The 14,747-nt window shown below is 64.0% G+C and carries 13 protein-coding genes; 2 read left to right on the forward strand and 11 right to left on the reverse strand.

Features of this window, described 5'->3' with window-relative positions:
• Positions 1-106 precede the first annotated feature (106 nt).
• Positions 107-1,852, forward strand: a complete 1,746-nt coding sequence (locus JQ628_RS05470; protein WP_433996103.1) for a type I secretion system permease/ATPase — start codon at positions 107-109, stop codon at positions 1,850-1,852.
• A 3-nt stretch (positions 1,853-1,855) separates the two neighbouring features.
• Positions 1,856-3,166 (forward strand): HlyD family type I secretion periplasmic adaptor subunit, encoded by a 1,311-nt coding sequence (locus JQ628_RS05475; protein ID WP_212220431.1) that lies wholly within the window; start codon positions 1,856-1,858, stop codon positions 3,164-3,166.
• A 98-nt stretch (positions 3,167-3,264) separates the two neighbouring features.
• Here the strand turns inward: JQ628_RS05475 and JQ628_RS05480 are convergent, their stop codons facing one another.
• The 11 genes from JQ628_RS05480 to JQ628_RS05530 all read right to left on the reverse strand — a co-directional run bounded on the left by JQ628_RS05480 (position 3,265) and on the right by JQ628_RS05530 (position 14,640).
• Positions 3,265-4,242 carry a tripartite tricarboxylate transporter substrate-binding protein gene (locus tag JQ628_RS05480; protein ID WP_212220434.1) on the reverse strand — a complete coding sequence of 326 codons (978 nt, stop codon included), beginning with the start codon at positions 4,240-4,242 and terminating at the stop codon, positions 3,265-3,267.
• Between the two features lie 23 nt (positions 4,243-4,265).
• On the reverse strand, positions 4,266-4,979 hold the full coding sequence (locus tag JQ628_RS05485) for a GntR family transcriptional regulator (RefSeq protein ID WP_212220437.1): 714 nt from the start codon (positions 4,977-4,979) through the stop codon (positions 4,266-4,268).
• A gap of 125 nt (positions 4,980-5,104) precedes the next feature.
• Complete coding sequence (locus tag JQ628_RS05490) at positions 5,105-5,875, reverse strand: SDR family oxidoreductase (protein WP_212220440.1); 771 nt, start codon at positions 5,873-5,875, stop codon at positions 5,105-5,107.
• Between the two features lie 9 nt (positions 5,876-5,884).
• Complete coding sequence (locus JQ628_RS05495; RefSeq protein ID WP_212220443.1) at positions 5,885-6,265, reverse strand: carboxymuconolactone decarboxylase family protein; 381 nt, start codon at positions 6,263-6,265, stop codon at positions 5,885-5,887.
• Positions 6,266-6,293: 28 nt separating this feature from the next.
• Positions 6,294-7,529, reverse strand: coding sequence for an ABC transporter substrate-binding protein (locus JQ628_RS05500; protein WP_212220446.1), 1,236 nt, complete (start codon positions 7,527-7,529; stop codon positions 6,294-6,296).
• Between the two features lie 38 nt (positions 7,530-7,567).
• A complete protein-coding gene (locus tag JQ628_RS05505) occupies positions 7,568-8,818 on the reverse strand; it encodes an ABC transporter substrate-binding protein (protein ID WP_212220449.1) in 1,251 nt (416 codons plus the stop codon).
• 36 nt (positions 8,819-8,854) lie between these two features.
• A complete protein-coding gene (locus JQ628_RS05510) occupies positions 8,855-9,562 on the reverse strand; it encodes an ABC transporter ATP-binding protein (RefSeq protein WP_212220452.1) in 708 nt (235 codons plus the stop codon).
• Entirely contained in the window at positions 9,549-11,330 is a 1,782-nt protein-coding gene (locus tag JQ628_RS05515) for a branched-chain amino acid ABC transporter ATP-binding protein/permease (protein WP_212221122.1), read from the reverse strand. The genes JQ628_RS05510 and JQ628_RS05515 overlap by 14 nt, the downstream gene beginning before the upstream one ends.
• A 2-nt stretch (positions 11,331-11,332) precedes the next feature.
• The gene (locus JQ628_RS05520) at positions 11,333-12,268 is read right to left on the reverse strand and encodes a branched-chain amino acid ABC transporter permease (protein WP_212220455.1); all 936 of its coding nucleotides are present in this window, start codon (positions 12,266-12,268) and stop codon (positions 11,333-11,335) included.
• Positions 12,269-12,331: 63 nt separating this feature from the next.
• Positions 12,332-13,774, reverse strand: coding sequence for an MmgE/PrpD family protein (locus JQ628_RS05525; protein ID WP_249127497.1), 1,443 nt, complete (start codon positions 13,772-13,774; stop codon positions 12,332-12,334).
• Complete coding sequence (locus tag JQ628_RS05530) at positions 13,747-14,640, reverse strand: NAD(P)-dependent oxidoreductase (RefSeq protein WP_212220458.1); 894 nt, start codon at positions 14,638-14,640, stop codon at positions 13,747-13,749. The genes JQ628_RS05525 and JQ628_RS05530 overlap by 28 nt, the downstream gene beginning before the upstream one ends.
• Between the last annotated feature and the right edge of the window lie 107 nt (positions 14,641-14,747).

The raw sequence follows: 14,747 nt of genomic DNA on the forward strand, positions 1-14,747 counted from the left end.
CTCAGTCGAGACCCGAAATGGGGGCGTTCGCGCCCCCATTTTTGCGTCGTCAGATAACTGTAACAATTCTCAGATACGGCCACAGCCAGACGAGTGAGCGTATCCATTGACACCCAGCCGGCAACAATCCGGAGATATCAGAGGCGAGCTGGATACGGCGCTTGCGCGTTTCCGCTCGGCCCTTTTTGCCATCGCCGGATTCAGCGCGATCCTCAACATTCTGGCGCTGACCGGCTCCCTGTTCATGATGGAGGTCTATGACCGGGTTCTGCCCAGCCGGAGCGTGCCGACGCTCGTCGGTCTGCTGGTGCTGGCGCTCACGCTTTATGTCTTTCAGGGTTTTTTGGACGCGCTGCGGGGCAGGCTGCTCGTTCGGATCGGCATCCGTCTCGACCAGGCCATGTCGGATCGCATCTATGCGACCGTCATGCGACTGCCGATCCAGGCGCCAAAGCGCGGCGAGTCGATCCAGCCGCTTCGCGACCTCGATACGGTGCGCACTTATCTGTCCGGCGCGGGGCCGACCGCTTTCTTCGATCTGCCCTGGGTGCCTTTCTATCTCGCGATCTGCTTTGCTTTCCATTTCTGGATCGGCGTCACCGTGCTGGTAGGCGCCCTGATACTGGTATCGCTGACGCTGGTGTCGGAATTGCTGGCAAAGCGGTCGGCGCTCGACGCCAATCGCATCGGCAACCAGCGCGCACGCCTGGCGGAGACAAGCCGTCGCAACGCCGAAGCGTTGACTGCGCTTGGCATGACCGGATGGATCTCCGGCCGTTGGCAGTCGCTGAACCGGAAGTTCCTGTCCGGGCAAGCCGGGTCAAGCGATCTGGCCGCCGGCCTCGGCGCCATGGGACGATCGTTCCGGATGATGATGCAGTCGGGCGTGCTTGCCGTCGGTGCCTACCTCGTGATCAACCAGCAGGCCACCGCCGGCGTCATCATTGCCTCGTCAATCCTGTCAGCCCGGGCGCTTGCGCCGGTCGATCTGGCGATTTCGCATTGGCGCAGCTTCGTCGGGGCCAGGCAGGCGCGCGAACGCCTGCACAAGCTGCTGTTGCTGCTGCCGGAGGTGAGGGTGCCGACCTCGCTGCCGAAGCCGCAGCGCGGGCTCAGCGTCGACAATGTCAGCGCGGCGCCGCCGGACGTGCCGCGTGCCGTCGTGCACGAGGTGTCGTTCTCCCTCAAGGCCGGCAACGGGCTCGGTGTGATCGGTCCCAGCGCGTCCGGCAAATCGTCGCTTGCCCGGGTCCTGGTGGGGCTGTGGGCGCCGGCGCGCGGCACCGTGCGGCTGGATGGCGCGACGCTGGATCAATGGATGCCCGATGAGCTCGGACGACATGTCGGCTATCTGCCGCAGGATGTCGAACTGATCGAGGGGACCGTCGCGCAGAACATCTCGCGGTTCGATCCCAACGCAACGTCTGAGGCTATCATCGCTGCGGCAAAAGCCGCGGGCGTCCATGAAATGGTGCTCGCTCTGCCGCAAGGTTATGACGCGGAGATCGGCGAGCAGGGCTCGGCCTTGTCGGCCGGCCAGCAGCAGCGCGTCGCGCTGGCGCGCGCCCTTTACGGCGATCCGTTTCTGGTGGTGCTCGACGAGCCGAACTCCAATCTTGACGTCGAAGGCGACGAGGCATTGACGCAGGCCATTCTCGGCGCGCGGGCGCGGGGAGCGATCGTGGTGGTGGTGGCGCACCGGCCGAGCGCATTGTCGGGGGTCGATCATGTGCTCGCGCTCAATAGCGGCCGGCAGCAGGCGTTCGGCCCAAAGGACGAAGTGCTGGCCAAGGTGCTGCGGCGCGACCCTGTCGTCAGCGCGCCCAAGGTCGTTCAGGCCGTGCAGGCATAAGCCATGTCAGATCCGGATTTGATCGATCCGCGCGCGTCAACCCGACGGCACATCGTCGCGGGTCTCGCGGCCGTCATGCTGGTCACGGGCGGCATCGGCGGATGGGCCGCCACCACCGAAATTTCGGGCGCCCTGATCGCGCCCGGCAGCGTCGTCGTCGAATCCAATGCGAAGAAGGTCCAGCATCCGACCGGCGGCGTGGTTGGCCAGATTGCGGTAACCAATGGCATGAGCGTCGCGGCCGGCGACGTTCTCATCCGCCTCGACGAGACCATGACGCGGGCAAACCTGCAGATCGTGTCGAAGACGCTGGACGAGCTGACCGCACGGCGCGCGCGGCTGCGGGCCGAACGCGACGGCGCATCCGAAGTCGCATGGCCGTCCGCATTCAAGGACAGGCGGCAGGAAGAAGGCGTCATCGAGCTGATGTCCGACGAGCAGCGTCTGTTCCAGCTACGCAACACGACCCGGCTCGGCCAGAAGCGGCAACTGCGCGAGCGGATCGCTCAGCTCAACGAGGAAGCCGGCGGGATCGTTGCCCAGCAAGAGGCCAAATCCAGGGAACTGGTTTTGGTCAACAACGAATTGGAGGGTGTCCGGCACCTCTGGGCACAAAAGCTCATCCAGATGACCCGGCTCACGGCGCTGGAGCGCGAGGCGGCACGGCTCGAGGGCGAGCGGGCGCAGCTCGTCGCGGCGGCGGCGCAGGGTCAAGGCAAGATATCCGAGATCGAACTTCAGATTACCCAGATCGATCGCGAACTGGCGAGCGAAGTCGGCCGCGAAATGCGCGAGATCGACGGCAAGGCAGGCGAATACACCGAGCGGAAGGTAGCCGCAGAAGATCAGTTGCGGCGGATCGAGATCCGCGCTCCGATTTCAGGCACCGTCCATGAATTGAATGTCCACACGGTCGGCGGCGTCGTCAGCGCCGGCGAGCCGCTGATGCTGATCGTGCCGGCCCTGGATCGTCTGACGATCGAGGCGAGGGTGATGCCGCAGGATATCGATCAGGTACGGATCGGGCAGGCCGCCGCGCTGCGGTTTTCCGCCTTCAGCCAGAGGACGACGCCGGAGATCAATGGAATGGTCAGCCGGCTATCGGCCGATGTAACGACCGAACAGCGCACCGGCGTGAGCTACTATACCGCGCGCATCGCCATCACCCCTGAGGAGCTCGCCCGCCTTGGCGAAGTCAGGCTCGTGCCCGGCATGCCGGTCGAAGCGTTCATCAAGACGGCGGATCGGACGGTCGGCTCCTATCTGGTCAAGCCGCTGTTCGATCAGGTGGCCCGGGCATTTCGAGAGCGATAGCTGCGGCCTGCGCTCGCGTGCGACGTGCGCGCTGTGCTCCAGCCGGTTGTTGTTCTCTTAGAAACCCACCTGCCTCATTTCGCGAAAGCCGCTGGCGCCTACTGCGGTTCGATGCCCGCCGCCTTGATAATTCGGCCCCACTTGTCGACTTCCGCCTTGAGAAAGGCCTCAAGCGCTTCCGGGGTGGCACGCTCTTCTTCGACCGGAGCCATGCTGAGCTCGCCAAAGCGGCTGACCAGCGCCGGATCCTTGAGCGCCGTCTGGAGGGCGGCCACCAGCGTGGCGGTGACCGGTTTCGGCGTCCCGCGCGGCGCATACAGGCCATACCAGGTTGTGACGTCGAACGCAGGAAGGCCGGCCTCGGCCGAGGTCGGCACATCAGGCAATGTCGGAACACGCTTCTTGCTGGTGATTGCGTAGCCCTTGATCGTGCCGGCCTTGATGTGGGGCGTCGGTCCGGTGGCGGGATCGCAATAGACGTCAATGTGGCCGGCGATGACATCGTTCAGCGCGGGGCCGCCGCCCTTGTAATAGACCGATGTGAGCTTGGTGTCGGTGGTGCTCATGAACATCAAACCACAGAGCTGCGACGCGGACCCGAGCCCGACATTGCCAAGCGTCATCTTGTCGGCGTCGCTTCGGATGCGGGCGACCAGCTCCTTCAGGTCCTTTGCCGGAAAGTTCGGCCGCGCTACCAGGATCATCGGCACGTCGGTGACGAGGCCGATCATCGAGAAATCGCCGACCGGATCGAACGGCAATTTGGCATAGAGTGCCGGCGCGGTTGCCTGGCCGACATGCATCAGGAGCAGCGTGTAACCGTCGGGTAGAGCCTTCGCGACCCGATTGGTGCCGAGCGTGCCGCCGGCGCCGACCACGTTTTCGATCACAAAGGATTGCTTGAGCGTCGCGCTCATGGCGGTCCCGAGAATGCGCGCGATGACGTCACCGGGGCCACCGGCGGAGAAAGGCACGATCATCGTGATCGGACGGGAAGGATAGTCCTGCGCGAGCGCTGTGGCTGAAGGAAAAGCAAGCAACAGAAGCAGGGCAAACGATCGCACCAGATACAACATCGAACTCTCCCTATGCGCTTCACCTATTCGTCGGGAAGCGAACTCTCCTTGGCCGAATTGCGTGCGATCATGTCGAGGGCGGCGACCGCCGCGGCCTTGACGTGATCGATGCAGCAACGCTCGGCAAGCTCCTCATCGCCGCTCTGGATCGCGCGCCAGATCGCAGTCACCTCGCGCAGGCTCTTGTTGATCCGCTTGGGCTGCGACATCGAGGTGATGCGCAGCAGTGTGATGCGGTCATGGAGCGGTCTGAGCATCCGCTCGACGAAGCTGTTGCGGCAACCGCTGATCAGTGCGCCGTAGAAATCGGTCTTGGCTTCCAGGCATCCGACCAGGTCCTGCCTGGCTGCCGCCGCTTTCAGCCGGGCCAGCGCATCGCCAATCCGCCGCACGACGTCGGGATCGCGCAGCCGGGCGCACTCGCGGCCGGCAAATCCTTCGAGCACCGCCCGGGCATCATAGAGTTGCCGGGCTTCCTCAAGGCTGATGGTGCTGACCACCGGCCCGCGATGGGGAACGGTGTTGACGAGCCCGTCGGCCTCCAGGTGCCGCAGTGCCTCGCGGATCGAGGGACGGCTGACGCCCATCATTTCGCAGAGCTCGCGCTCCACGAGCCGCTGCCCCGGCTTGAGCGTGCCGGACATGATGGCTTCCCGCAGCTTCTGGGCGACCATTGCCCGAACGGTCGGAACGTCCTCGATTCGAAGCGTCGACTGCAATTCCGTACGTCTGTCCATGGCGGGCCTTCGTTCGCGTGGCTCAGTACCGGTTTATAGGCAGAATCATCATTTCGGCAATTTGAACATGGGGCGGCTGGTCGAGGGCGAAAACGTCAAAGGCATTCCTTTCCGGAGCGTTCGTCTCATGCGATCGACCACCCGCCATCGATCGGTATGCTGGCGCCTGTGATGTCCTGTGCCGCTGCGCTACAGAGAAAGACGACGAGCGCGCCGACAGCTTCCATTCCGATGAACCGGCCGGAAGGCTGGCGGCTCGCCAGGTAGTTTTCCGTGGTGCTCTCCAGGCTTTCGCCGGCCTTTGCGGCGATAGATGCGATCTTGCTCTGGATGGCGGGTGTCGGAAGCGTGCCGGGCGCCACCGCGTTGCAGGTAATGCCGGTGCGGGCGGTTTCCAGCGCTACCGCGCGGGTGATGCCAAGGATTGCCGTCTTGGTGGTGACGTAATCGATGCGATCCTCGACGGCGCGCGTCGAGTAGATCGAGGCAATGTTGATGATGCGGCCCCAGCCGCGCTGTTTCATGCCCGGCAGCGCCAGGCGAATGAGATGGAACGGCGCTGACAGGTTCACCGCCAGCGCGCGATCCCATTCCTTCGGCGGAAAGTCATCCACCGCAGCGAAATGCCGGACCACGGCGTTATTGACGAGAATGTCGATCGTACCACAAAGAACCAGCAGGTCGTCCATCATGGTTTCGATCGCCTTCCGCCGCGACAAGTCGGCTTCAACGGCGATGACGGTGACACCAAAGCGCGTGGTGAGGCGATCGGCCGCTTCCCTTGGTTCCTCGAGGTCGTGCAGGATAATATTGACCCCCGCACCGGCAAGGCTTTCCGCCACCGCCAGTCCAAGGCCGGCGGTCGCTCCGGTAACGAGGGCCCATTTGTCCTTCATGTGCGGCATCTACTTCCTGTCGAGCTCGGCGAACACCTCTTTGGCGTTCCTGAACGCGTCCACACCCGCCGGCACACCGCAATAGATCGCGACCTGCATGAACACCTCGCGGATTTCTTCGCGGGTGGCGCCGTTGGCCAGCGCGCCGCGGACATGGGTCTTCAGTTCGTGCGGCCGGTTGAGCGCGCACAGCATTGCCAGGTTGAGGAAACTGCGGGTCTTGCGCTCCAGGCCGTCACGGCCCCAGACATAACCCCAGCAGTACTCCGTCGTCAGATCCTGCATCGGGCGGTTGAACTCGTCGGCGCTCGCCAATGCCTTGTCGACGAACTCGCTGCCGAGCACGCTTTTGCGGATTTCGAGACCGCGGTCGTAGGTCGCCTTGTCCATGTTGTTCTCCGTTTCTTGTTGGGCGATGTCAGTTCTTCGGCCAGAACGGCTGCGCCAGCGCGAGCTGCGGCGGGAACACGGTCACCGGAATGCCGGACTGCCATTGCACGATGGTCATGCCGGCGCCGATCCGGCGGCCCTTCTCGTCGAACTTGATCTCGCCGAGCGGATAGTATTTCGAGGGTCCGGCATCCATGCTGCGCAGCGCTTCGGCAACCGCGACGCGGTCGGCCTTGCCGGCCTTTTCGAGCGCGTCCTTGATCACCCACATGTCGCCATAGGTGGAGATCGCGTTCTGCGTCATCCATGGTTCCTTGTAGCGGGTCTTGAGCTCGGCGATCAGCGCCTCATGTCCTTTGGCGCCCCAACTCGCGACGCAGGTCAAGACGCCCTGTAGCAGCTCGGCGCTGACGGTCTGGAGCATATCCGGTTCGGCGATCGCGATGCCGAAGGAGATGGTGGGGATCTTGCCCTGGCCGAGGCCGAACTCATTCATCTTCTCGAGCAGGAGCTTGGCGTCGGAGATCACCGTCGGCAGGAAGAACAGCAGATCGGGTTTGGCGGTTCGGATCTTCTGCACCAGCGACGTCGCATCGGCGAGCGGAGGCGTAAAGGTCTCGTCGACGATCAGTTGGAGCTGGTTCTCCGTAAGCAGGCCTTCGCGCATGGCCTTGGCCGAGGCGATGGAAGCCGCGGTGTTGTCGGTCAGGATCGCGACCGTCTTCGGCCGCTTGCCCGACGCGGTTTCCGCCAGCTTGATGATCTGCGGCAAGGCCTGGCGCGCCTGAGAGCCGGCCGTCGCAGAAGTCTGGAAGACATATTTGAAACCGCGATCGGTGATCAGGTCGGAATAGGAGAGGGTGAGAACGGGCAGATTGGCCCGTTCCGTAACCTCGGTAACAGCGAGCGTGAACGAAGAGAGATAGGCGCCGCTCGCCGCCACCAGATCGGTCTCCTGCGCCACCATGCGCTGTGCGGCGTTCTTGGCCTTCTCGGTGCTGTCGCCGGAATCGAGCACCACCAGCTTCATTTTGGCGCCGCCGAGCGCCTTGATGCCGCCCTGCGCGTTGATGTGATCGATCGCCATCTCGGCGCCCTGGCGCATCACCGTGCCCGGGCGGGCGTACATGCCGGAGATCGGCACCAGCAGGCCGACCTTCACTTCCGAAGGTTGTTGCGCCCAGGCGCGGGATGCAACCAGTGCGCTGGACGCGCCGGCGAGCAACGTTCGCCGGGTCATTTTGGTCGTGATATTCCCAGTCATGACGATCCTCCTCCCTCGATGGTGACGAAACGCTCCTGTCAGGATTTTTTGGGCCAGAACGGCGTGGCTTGCGCGAGCTCGGGCGGGTAGACGGTGACCGGCACGCCGTTCTGCCACTGCACGATGACGACGCCGGCGCCGACACGGCGGCCCTTCTCGTCGAATTTGAGCTGGCCGCCCGGAAAATATTTCGAGGGGCCGGCATCCATCGTGCGGAAAGCTTGCGCGACAGCCTGACGATCGGCCTTGCCGGCCTTCTCAAGCGCTTCCTTCATCAGCCACATGTCGCCGTAGGTCGAGACGACGTTCTGCGTCGCCCAGGGCTCCTTGTATTTGGCCTTCAGTTCCGCGATCAGCTCCTCCTGGCCCTTCGAGCCCCAGTTGGCGACGATGGTCATAATGCCTTGCACGGCTTCCGTGCTCACGCTTTGCAGCATGTCGGGTTCGGCGATCGTGATACTGAAGGAGACGGTCGGGATCTTGCCCTGGCCGAGGCCGAACTCGTTGATCTTCTCCAGCCCGAGCTTGGCGTCCGATACCGCGTTCGGCATGAAGAGCAGCAGATCGGGACGCGCGGAGCGGACCTTCTGGATCAGCGGGGTGGCGTCCGACAGCGGCGGCGTCCAGACTTCCTCCACGACGAGCTGTAGGCCTTCCTGCGCGAACAGTTTTTCCTTCAGCGCCTTCGCCGTCGCGATCGAGGTTGCGGTGTTGTCCATCAGCATCGCCACCGTCTTCGGCCGCTTTCCGGACGCGGATTCGGCGAGCTTCATCAGCGTCGGCAATCCGAGTTCGGATTGCCGACTGGCAGGCGCTGCCGTCTGGAAGATGTATTTGAAGCCGCGCTCGGTGAGCAAATCGGAATAGGAGAGGGTCAAAACCGGCAGTTCGGCCCGTTCGGTCACTTCGGTCACGGCCAGCGTGAACGACGAAAGATAGGCGCCGGTGGCGGCGACGAGGTCCGTCTCCTGCGCGACCATCCGCTGCGCTGCGTTCTTTGCCTTCTCGGTGGTGTCGCCGCAATCGATCACAACGAGCTTCATCCTGGCGCCGCCGAGCGCCTTGATGCCACCCTGCTTGTTGATGTGATCGATGCCCATCTCGGCGCCCATCTTCATGACCTGGCCGGGGCGGGTGTAGATGCCGGAAAGCGGAACGATCAGGCCGACCTTGACCTCGGCCGGTTGCTGCGCGCGGGCCAATCCCGAGAGGCCGACAGCGGCGGCGCCCGAAAGAACGGTCCGGCGCGTCATTCCCGCGGCGTTCCTGCCTTTAGTGTTCTTGTTCATCTTGTTCTCCCTGTTTCTTTTGTTTCTCAGGACTCGTTACATGCCGAGATAGGCTTTGCGGACGCGGTCGTCGGCGCGCAGCGTTTCGTTGTTGCCTTCGAGCACGACCCGTCCGGCTTCGAGGACGTAGCCGTGATCGGCCGATTCCAGCGCTTCCGCCACGCGCTGCTCGACCAGCAGCATGGTCAGGCCGGATTGCTTGCGGATATCGATCAGGCGATCGAAGATGAAATCGGCGGTCGACGGCGCGAGCCCCATCGACGGTTCGTCCAGCATCAGCAATTTCGGCGAGGAGGCGAGACCGCGGCCGATGGCCAGCATCTGCTGCTGACCGCCCGACAGCGTGCCGGCAAACTGGCCGCGGCGCTCTGCGAGAACCGGCAGCCACTGGAAAATGCGCTCGATATTCTCTTTCCAGTCGCGCCGGCCGCTCTCGGTCATCGCGCCCATTTCGAGGTTTTCCATCACCGTCAGTGACGGAAAGACCTGGCGCCCTTCCGGCACATGCGCGATGCCGAGATGGGCGCGTTGTGCGGGCGGAATCGCGAGCAGGTCATTTCCATCGAACGTGATGCGACCGCGGCTCGGCGAGAGAATGCCGGAAATGGTCTTGAACAGCGTGGTCTTGCCGGCGCCGTTCGGACCGACGATGGCGACGAACTGGCCTGCCTCCACGTTGATCGACACGCCGTTCAGAACAGGCTTGGCCGAATAGCCCGCGCTCAATTCCTCAATGCGCAGCATGGGCCACCCATTTCTTGCCGAGATAGGCCTCGATCACGCGGTTGTCGCGCGTGACGGCTTCCGGCTCACCCTCGGTGATGACGGCGCCATGGTCGAGAACGACGAAGCGGTCGACGAGTCGGACCATCGCCTGCATCGTATGTTCGATGATCGCGATCGTGATGCCGTCGCGGGCAAGTTGCTGAATGACGGCAACGACCTCGTCCGCCTCGCCATGGCCGAGGCCGGCCAGCGTCTCGTCGAGCAGCAGGATGCGCGGCTGGCCGGCAAGCGCCCGGGCCAGTTCCATCAGGCGTAATTCCTTGGTCGAGAGCTCGCCGGCGACCCGATCGGCAACATCGGACAGGCCGACGCGCGCGATCGCGTCTGCCGCAAGCTTCCGAGCTTCGTCCTCGTCCTTGGCGCGCACATAGGCGCCGACCACGACGTTGTCGAGGATCGACATGCGCAGGAACGGACGCATGACCTGGAAGGTGCGGCCGATGCCGGCTTCGCAGATCGTGTGCGGACGTTGGCCCGACATGTCGCGGCCGCCGATGAGAACTTCGCCCTGGTCGGGCCGCAGAAACCCGTTGAGGAGATTGAACAGCGTGGTCTTGCCGGCGCCGTTCGGGCCGATAATGCCGAGGATCTCGTTCTGATGCAGCTTGAAGTTGACATCCTGAACCGCCTTCAGGCCTCCGAAGGAGCGCGAGAGATTGCGCACTTCGAGCACGACTTCCGAGGTGGCGGCGCGTTTTCGAGCTACGGTCAAGGGTGTCACGGTGGCCGCAACCGGCTGCGTTACATCCGGTGCCGCGGTTGTCTGAGGCGTGGATCTTGCAAATCGCTTGCGCAGGAGATCGCGCAGCTTCCAGAACAGCCCCTCGGGCGCGACCAGGATCACGCAGATGATGGCAAAGCCGAAGATCACGCCCTGGATGCCGGGGAAGCGATCGCCGGCCTCCGCATGCAGGATTTCGGCCAGCGGGATCAGGATCACCGATCCGATCACCGGTCCCCATACCGTGCCGACGCCGCCGAACATGGCAACGGTCAGGGCCTGCGCCGACACCAGCATGCCGAACACGGATTGCGGGGTAACGACCAGAAGAACCTGGGCGTAAAAGGCGCCGATCGCGGCGGCGATGGCGCCGCTGAGCGTAATCGCACGCAGCTTCCACGCCAGCGTGTTGATGCCGGCGGCTTCGGCTGCTGCTTCGTTCTGCTTGATCGCGAGCAGGGCCATGCCGAAGCGGGATTGCTCGATCATCCGGGTCAGAACGATCGTGGCCAGCATGATGGCCAACGCCACCAGCGTGTAAACCCTGGGATCGCCGAACTGCATAAAGGCGATGGGCGCATCGCGCTTCATCGGAAGCGTGACTTCCTGGAAGCCGAGCCATTCGAACACGTAGAGAATGGCAAGCGGATAGGCGAGCATGGCCAGCGCGAAATAGTGGCCCTGTAGCCGGAACGTGGGGAAGCCGATCAGGAGGCCGGCGATACCGCCGAGCATCGCTGCGACCGGGATCAGCAGCCACGGGGACAGACCAAAATAGATCTGCCCGAGCGCGGTCGTATAGGCGCCGATCCCGAAGAAGGCGGCATGGCCGAACGAGATCAGGCCGGTGTATCCGCTGAGCAGATTCCAGGACAGCCCGAACACCGCCCATACCGGCACCAGCGTCAGCACGAGCTGATAGTAGGAATTGGTGACGCCGATCGAAACCACGGCATAAGCGATGGTGAAGACGATGGCGGGCAATAGCGAGCGCAGATGCGGCATGGTCACGTCCGCTCCACCATGCGCCCAAAGAAGCCTTGCGGACGGAAGAAGATGATGAGGAGGAAGACCACGAAGATCGCAGCGTTCTGCAACTGCGTCGGCAGGATCAGCGTCGACATCTGCTGAACCAGGCCGATTGTCATGCCGCCCCAGAACGCGCCGATGATGCTGCCCATGCCGCCCAGCACGACGCCGGCATACATCACGATCACATATTCAAGGCCGACAAAGGGATGGAACGGGTAGTTGGTGGCAAGCAGGCCGCCGGCGATGGCGGTGATGCCGGAGCCCAAGGCAAACGCAATTCGGTGCGCACGGTCGACGTCGATGCCCATATAGGTGGCCGCGGTCGGGTTGTCGGCGGCGGCACGAAGCGATTTGCCGATGCGCGAGCGCGTGATCAGGAGGCTGAGCAGCGTCATGATCACCAACGACACGATCGCATCGATACCGCGCGCCTTGTTGATGAACACGCTGATGTCGGAAGACAGGTCGAGCGCCCAGGCCGAGCTCGAGAGCGGCGTACGGATCGAGGCCAGCACCGATCCGAAGATGAGGAGGCCGCCGTTTTGCAGGATCAGCGCGATGCCGAGCGTAAGGATGAGCTGGGCATAGTGGCCTTCGCCTTCGAGCGAAGCCGTGCGCGTGCCCGACACGTGAGAGATCAGGGTGAGGTGAACGAAATAGCCGAAGACTGCAAGCACAGGCCCTGCGAGCAGGATGGCGACGAACGGCCCGACGGCGTTGCCGAAGACCGCCTGAATGCCGGCTGCGGTGAAGAGATAGAAGGCCGTATACATGCCGAGCATCATGAAGTCGCCATGGGCGAAGTTGATGACGCGCATGACGCCGAAGATCAGGCCGAGGCCCACACACATCAGGCCGTAGACCGCGCCGATCAGCAGGCCGGCCGTGAGCGCTTGCAGAAAGGCCTCCATCAGCGGCCGCTCCCGACTAATGCAACGCTGGCTTGCTGGTTCACGATTCCCCCTGGCATTCGCTTACGATGCGGTTCGCAAAATCTGTCCCGGCGGCTCGAGCCGGCATGAAGCGGCGATCAGTCCGGCATCGCCAAGCTGTTCGCAGCCATCGATGGCTTGTTCCAGCCGTTGCGCACGATCCGCGCCGATAACGCGTCCTGCGGCGGATCGAAAACGGCTTCGGATTTCCTGCGGGGTCGCGGCGACCACGTCGGGAAGGCTGTGCCGGATCGTCCTGCCGTCACGTAGCCGGATGGCGACTTCGGCGCCTTGCCGGGCAGGAAAGGCGGCGGTGAAAGCGGGGTCATCCTGAAGATCGGTTGTGGCGATCAGGCGGAGGATTTCCGGCTCGTCGAGGGATGCATAGTTCTCTTCGCCGATCTCGCCGCGGGCAAGCGTGGCTGCCACGCTGAAGGGAATGCTCATCTTCGCTTGCAGCGCGTTCCGGTAGGGCCCTTTGGCATCACAGCCGGGATAGCGAACGGCGGCTTCCGGCGCGCGAATGATCACGCGCTCGATGGCATCCGTGCCGGCAATCTCGCGCGAGACACGCAGCGCCGCTTGCGATGCGGTCTGGGCGAAATTGCATGCCGGAGCCGGCTTGTTGTAGACGGCCATGATTTCGGCCTCGCCGCCGGCGAACAGCTCGATGTCGTCAGGCGCGCCTTGCCGCCGGTAAGCCGCGAACAGGCCGGCCTCGCCCTCCAGGATCGTCTCCGAAGCAAGTGCGCCGGAAGAGGCGAGGGCGATGGCCCGGAGCGCGTTGGCGGCTGCAAAACCCGGGTGAAAATACATTTCCGAGCCGCCGCCATGCGGCCACTGGTTGAGGCCACTGGAAGTGTTGGCGGCGATCGCGACGGCGCTGGCTGCGGCTTGTTCGGAAAGGCCCCGCGCGAAGCTGCCGGCCAGCGCTGCGCCGAGCGGTGCGACCAGACCGGTCGGCCGATACAGGCGGGCAAGGTCGGTGTTGAAGAGCGCGCGGCCGATCCGCGCGCCGGCCTCGTAGCCAATGATAGCGGCGGTGAGCAAGGTGGTGCCACGCATGACAGTCTGTTCGGAAAGCGCGAGCAGGGTCGGCCAGACCACGACGCCGTGGTGCGAGATGCTGCCCGCATGCATGTCCTCGCGCACGAGACCGTGACCCATCACGGCATTGGCAAAGGCGGCATCGGCGGGCGACGCAAGCCGCGAGGTTCCGATGATGGTTGCGCCGTCGTTCGCGGGATGAGCCGCTGCAACCGCCTGCCGGCTCCAGGGATGGCCTCCAGCTTCGAATGCACAGGAGAGGAAGTCGATCAGGCACAGTTTCGCCTTAGCGACGACCTCCGGACCGAAATCCGACAGCTCGACGGCAAGCGCCGACCGCGCCATTCGCCGCGCCAGCGGTTCAGTTGCCGATCCGGTCGCGCCGATCACCATCGCTTGCGTTGCTCCGGTCAGCCGCGCATCTGCACGCCGGCCCATTCCTCGACGACCTTGGCGATCGACGTGAAATCGGAGGCGGCACCGAATTTGGCGTTGGTGATTGCAAGCATCTGTCGCACCGCCGCGCCGCAGACCATCGGCACGCCCATGGCCTCGGCCTCGTCGATACAGAGCCGCACGTCCTTGTAGGAAAGGCCGGTCGCGAATCCGAAATCGAAGGTGCCGGGCAGTACCGCGCGTGGAAACTTGTCTTCGGACGCGCTGTTGCGGCCGCTGCTGGCATTGATGATGTCGATCAGGACTTTTGCGTTGACGCCGCCCTTGACGCCCATCGCCACCGCTTCCGATGTGATCACCAGCGCCGCGGCTGCCATCAGATTGTTGGCGAGTTTGGCGGTCTGGGCCACGCCCGGTTGATCGCCGGTATAGAACAGCTTGCCGAAATTCTTCAGGATCGGCTGCACCGTGTCGTAGGTCGTTTGCGGGCATGACACCATCACGGCGAGCGTGCCGTTGACGGCGCCCTTGATGCCGCCGCTGACGGGCGCATCGACCAGCGTCATGCCCTTGGCCTTTAGGCCTTCCGCCACCAGCTTGGCCGCGCCGGGACCGCTGGTGGATAGATCCACCACGATACGCGCCTTGTTACCGCTGCTGATGCCGTCGACGCCGAGGGCAACCGCCTTGACGATATCGGGGGTGGGCAGGCTGGCCAGCACGATCTCCGCGCGGGAAGCGACATCGGCGGGTGATTTGGCTTGCTGCGCGCCGCGCTTGAGCAGCGGCTGCATCGCTTCGCTCTGGGTATCGTAGATGACGAGCGAATAGCCCGCGTCAAGCAAGCGTCCCGCCATCGGACCGCCCATGCGGCCCGTGCCAATTACGCCGAGGGTCTCTCCCGCCATCGTTTACTCCCCTGCCGCGCGTCTCGAAGGCGAGCGCGCTGTTGTTGTTCCGACTTGTCGTCGTTGTTTGCTTGTGGCCGTCGGGCTTCCGCGGCGGCTATCTGTTC

Source organism: Bradyrhizobium lablabi, from assembly GCF_018129385.1.
GTDB classification, from domain to species: Bacteria; Pseudomonadota; Alphaproteobacteria; order Rhizobiales; family Xanthobacteraceae; genus Bradyrhizobium; species Bradyrhizobium lablabi_C.

Excerpts from the sequence above, each read along its gene's own strand:
- JQ628_RS05475 (WP_212220431.1), top strand. The coding sequence starts at position 1,856 with ATGTCAGATCCGGATTTGATCGATCCGCGCGCGTCAACCCGACGGCAC.
- JQ628_RS05480 (WP_212220434.1), bottom strand. The coding sequence starts at position 4,242 with ATGTTGTATCTGGTGCGATCGTTTGCCCTGCTTCTGTTGCTTGCTTTT.
- JQ628_RS05485 (WP_212220437.1), bottom strand. The coding sequence starts at position 4,979 with ATGGACAGACGTACGGAATTGCAGTCGACGCTTCGAATCGAGGACGTT.
- JQ628_RS05490 (WP_212220440.1), bottom strand. The coding sequence starts at position 5,875 with ATGAAGGACAAATGGGCCCTCGTTACCGGAGCGACCGCCGGCCTTGGA.
- JQ628_RS05495 (WP_212220443.1), bottom strand. The coding sequence starts at position 6,265 with ATGGACAAGGCGACCTACGACCGCGGTCTCGAAATCCGCAAAAGCGTG.
- JQ628_RS05500 (WP_212220446.1), bottom strand. The coding sequence starts at position 7,529 with ATGACTGGGAATATCACGACCAAAATGACCCGGCGAACGTTGCTCGCC.
- JQ628_RS05505 (WP_212220449.1), bottom strand. The coding sequence starts at position 8,818 with ATGAACAAGAACACTAAAGGCAGGAACGCCGCGGGAATGACGCGCCGG.
- JQ628_RS05510 (WP_212220452.1), bottom strand. The coding sequence starts at position 9,562 with ATGCTGCGCATTGAGGAATTGAGCGCGGGCTATTCGGCCAAGCCTGTT.
- JQ628_RS05515 (WP_212221122.1), bottom strand. The coding sequence starts at position 11,330 with ATGCCGCATCTGCGCTCGCTATTGCCCGCCATCGTCTTCACCATCGCT.
- JQ628_RS05520 (WP_212220455.1), bottom strand. The coding sequence starts at position 12,268 with ATGGAGGCCTTTCTGCAAGCGCTCACGGCCGGCCTGCTGATCGGCGCG.
- JQ628_RS05525 (WP_249127497.1), bottom strand. The coding sequence starts at position 13,774 with ATGGGCCGGCGTGCAGATGCGCGGCTGACCGGAGCAACGCAAGCGATG.
- JQ628_RS05530 (WP_212220458.1), bottom strand. The coding sequence starts at position 14,640 with ATGGCGGGAGAGACCCTCGGCGTAATTGGCACGGGCCGCATGGGCGGT.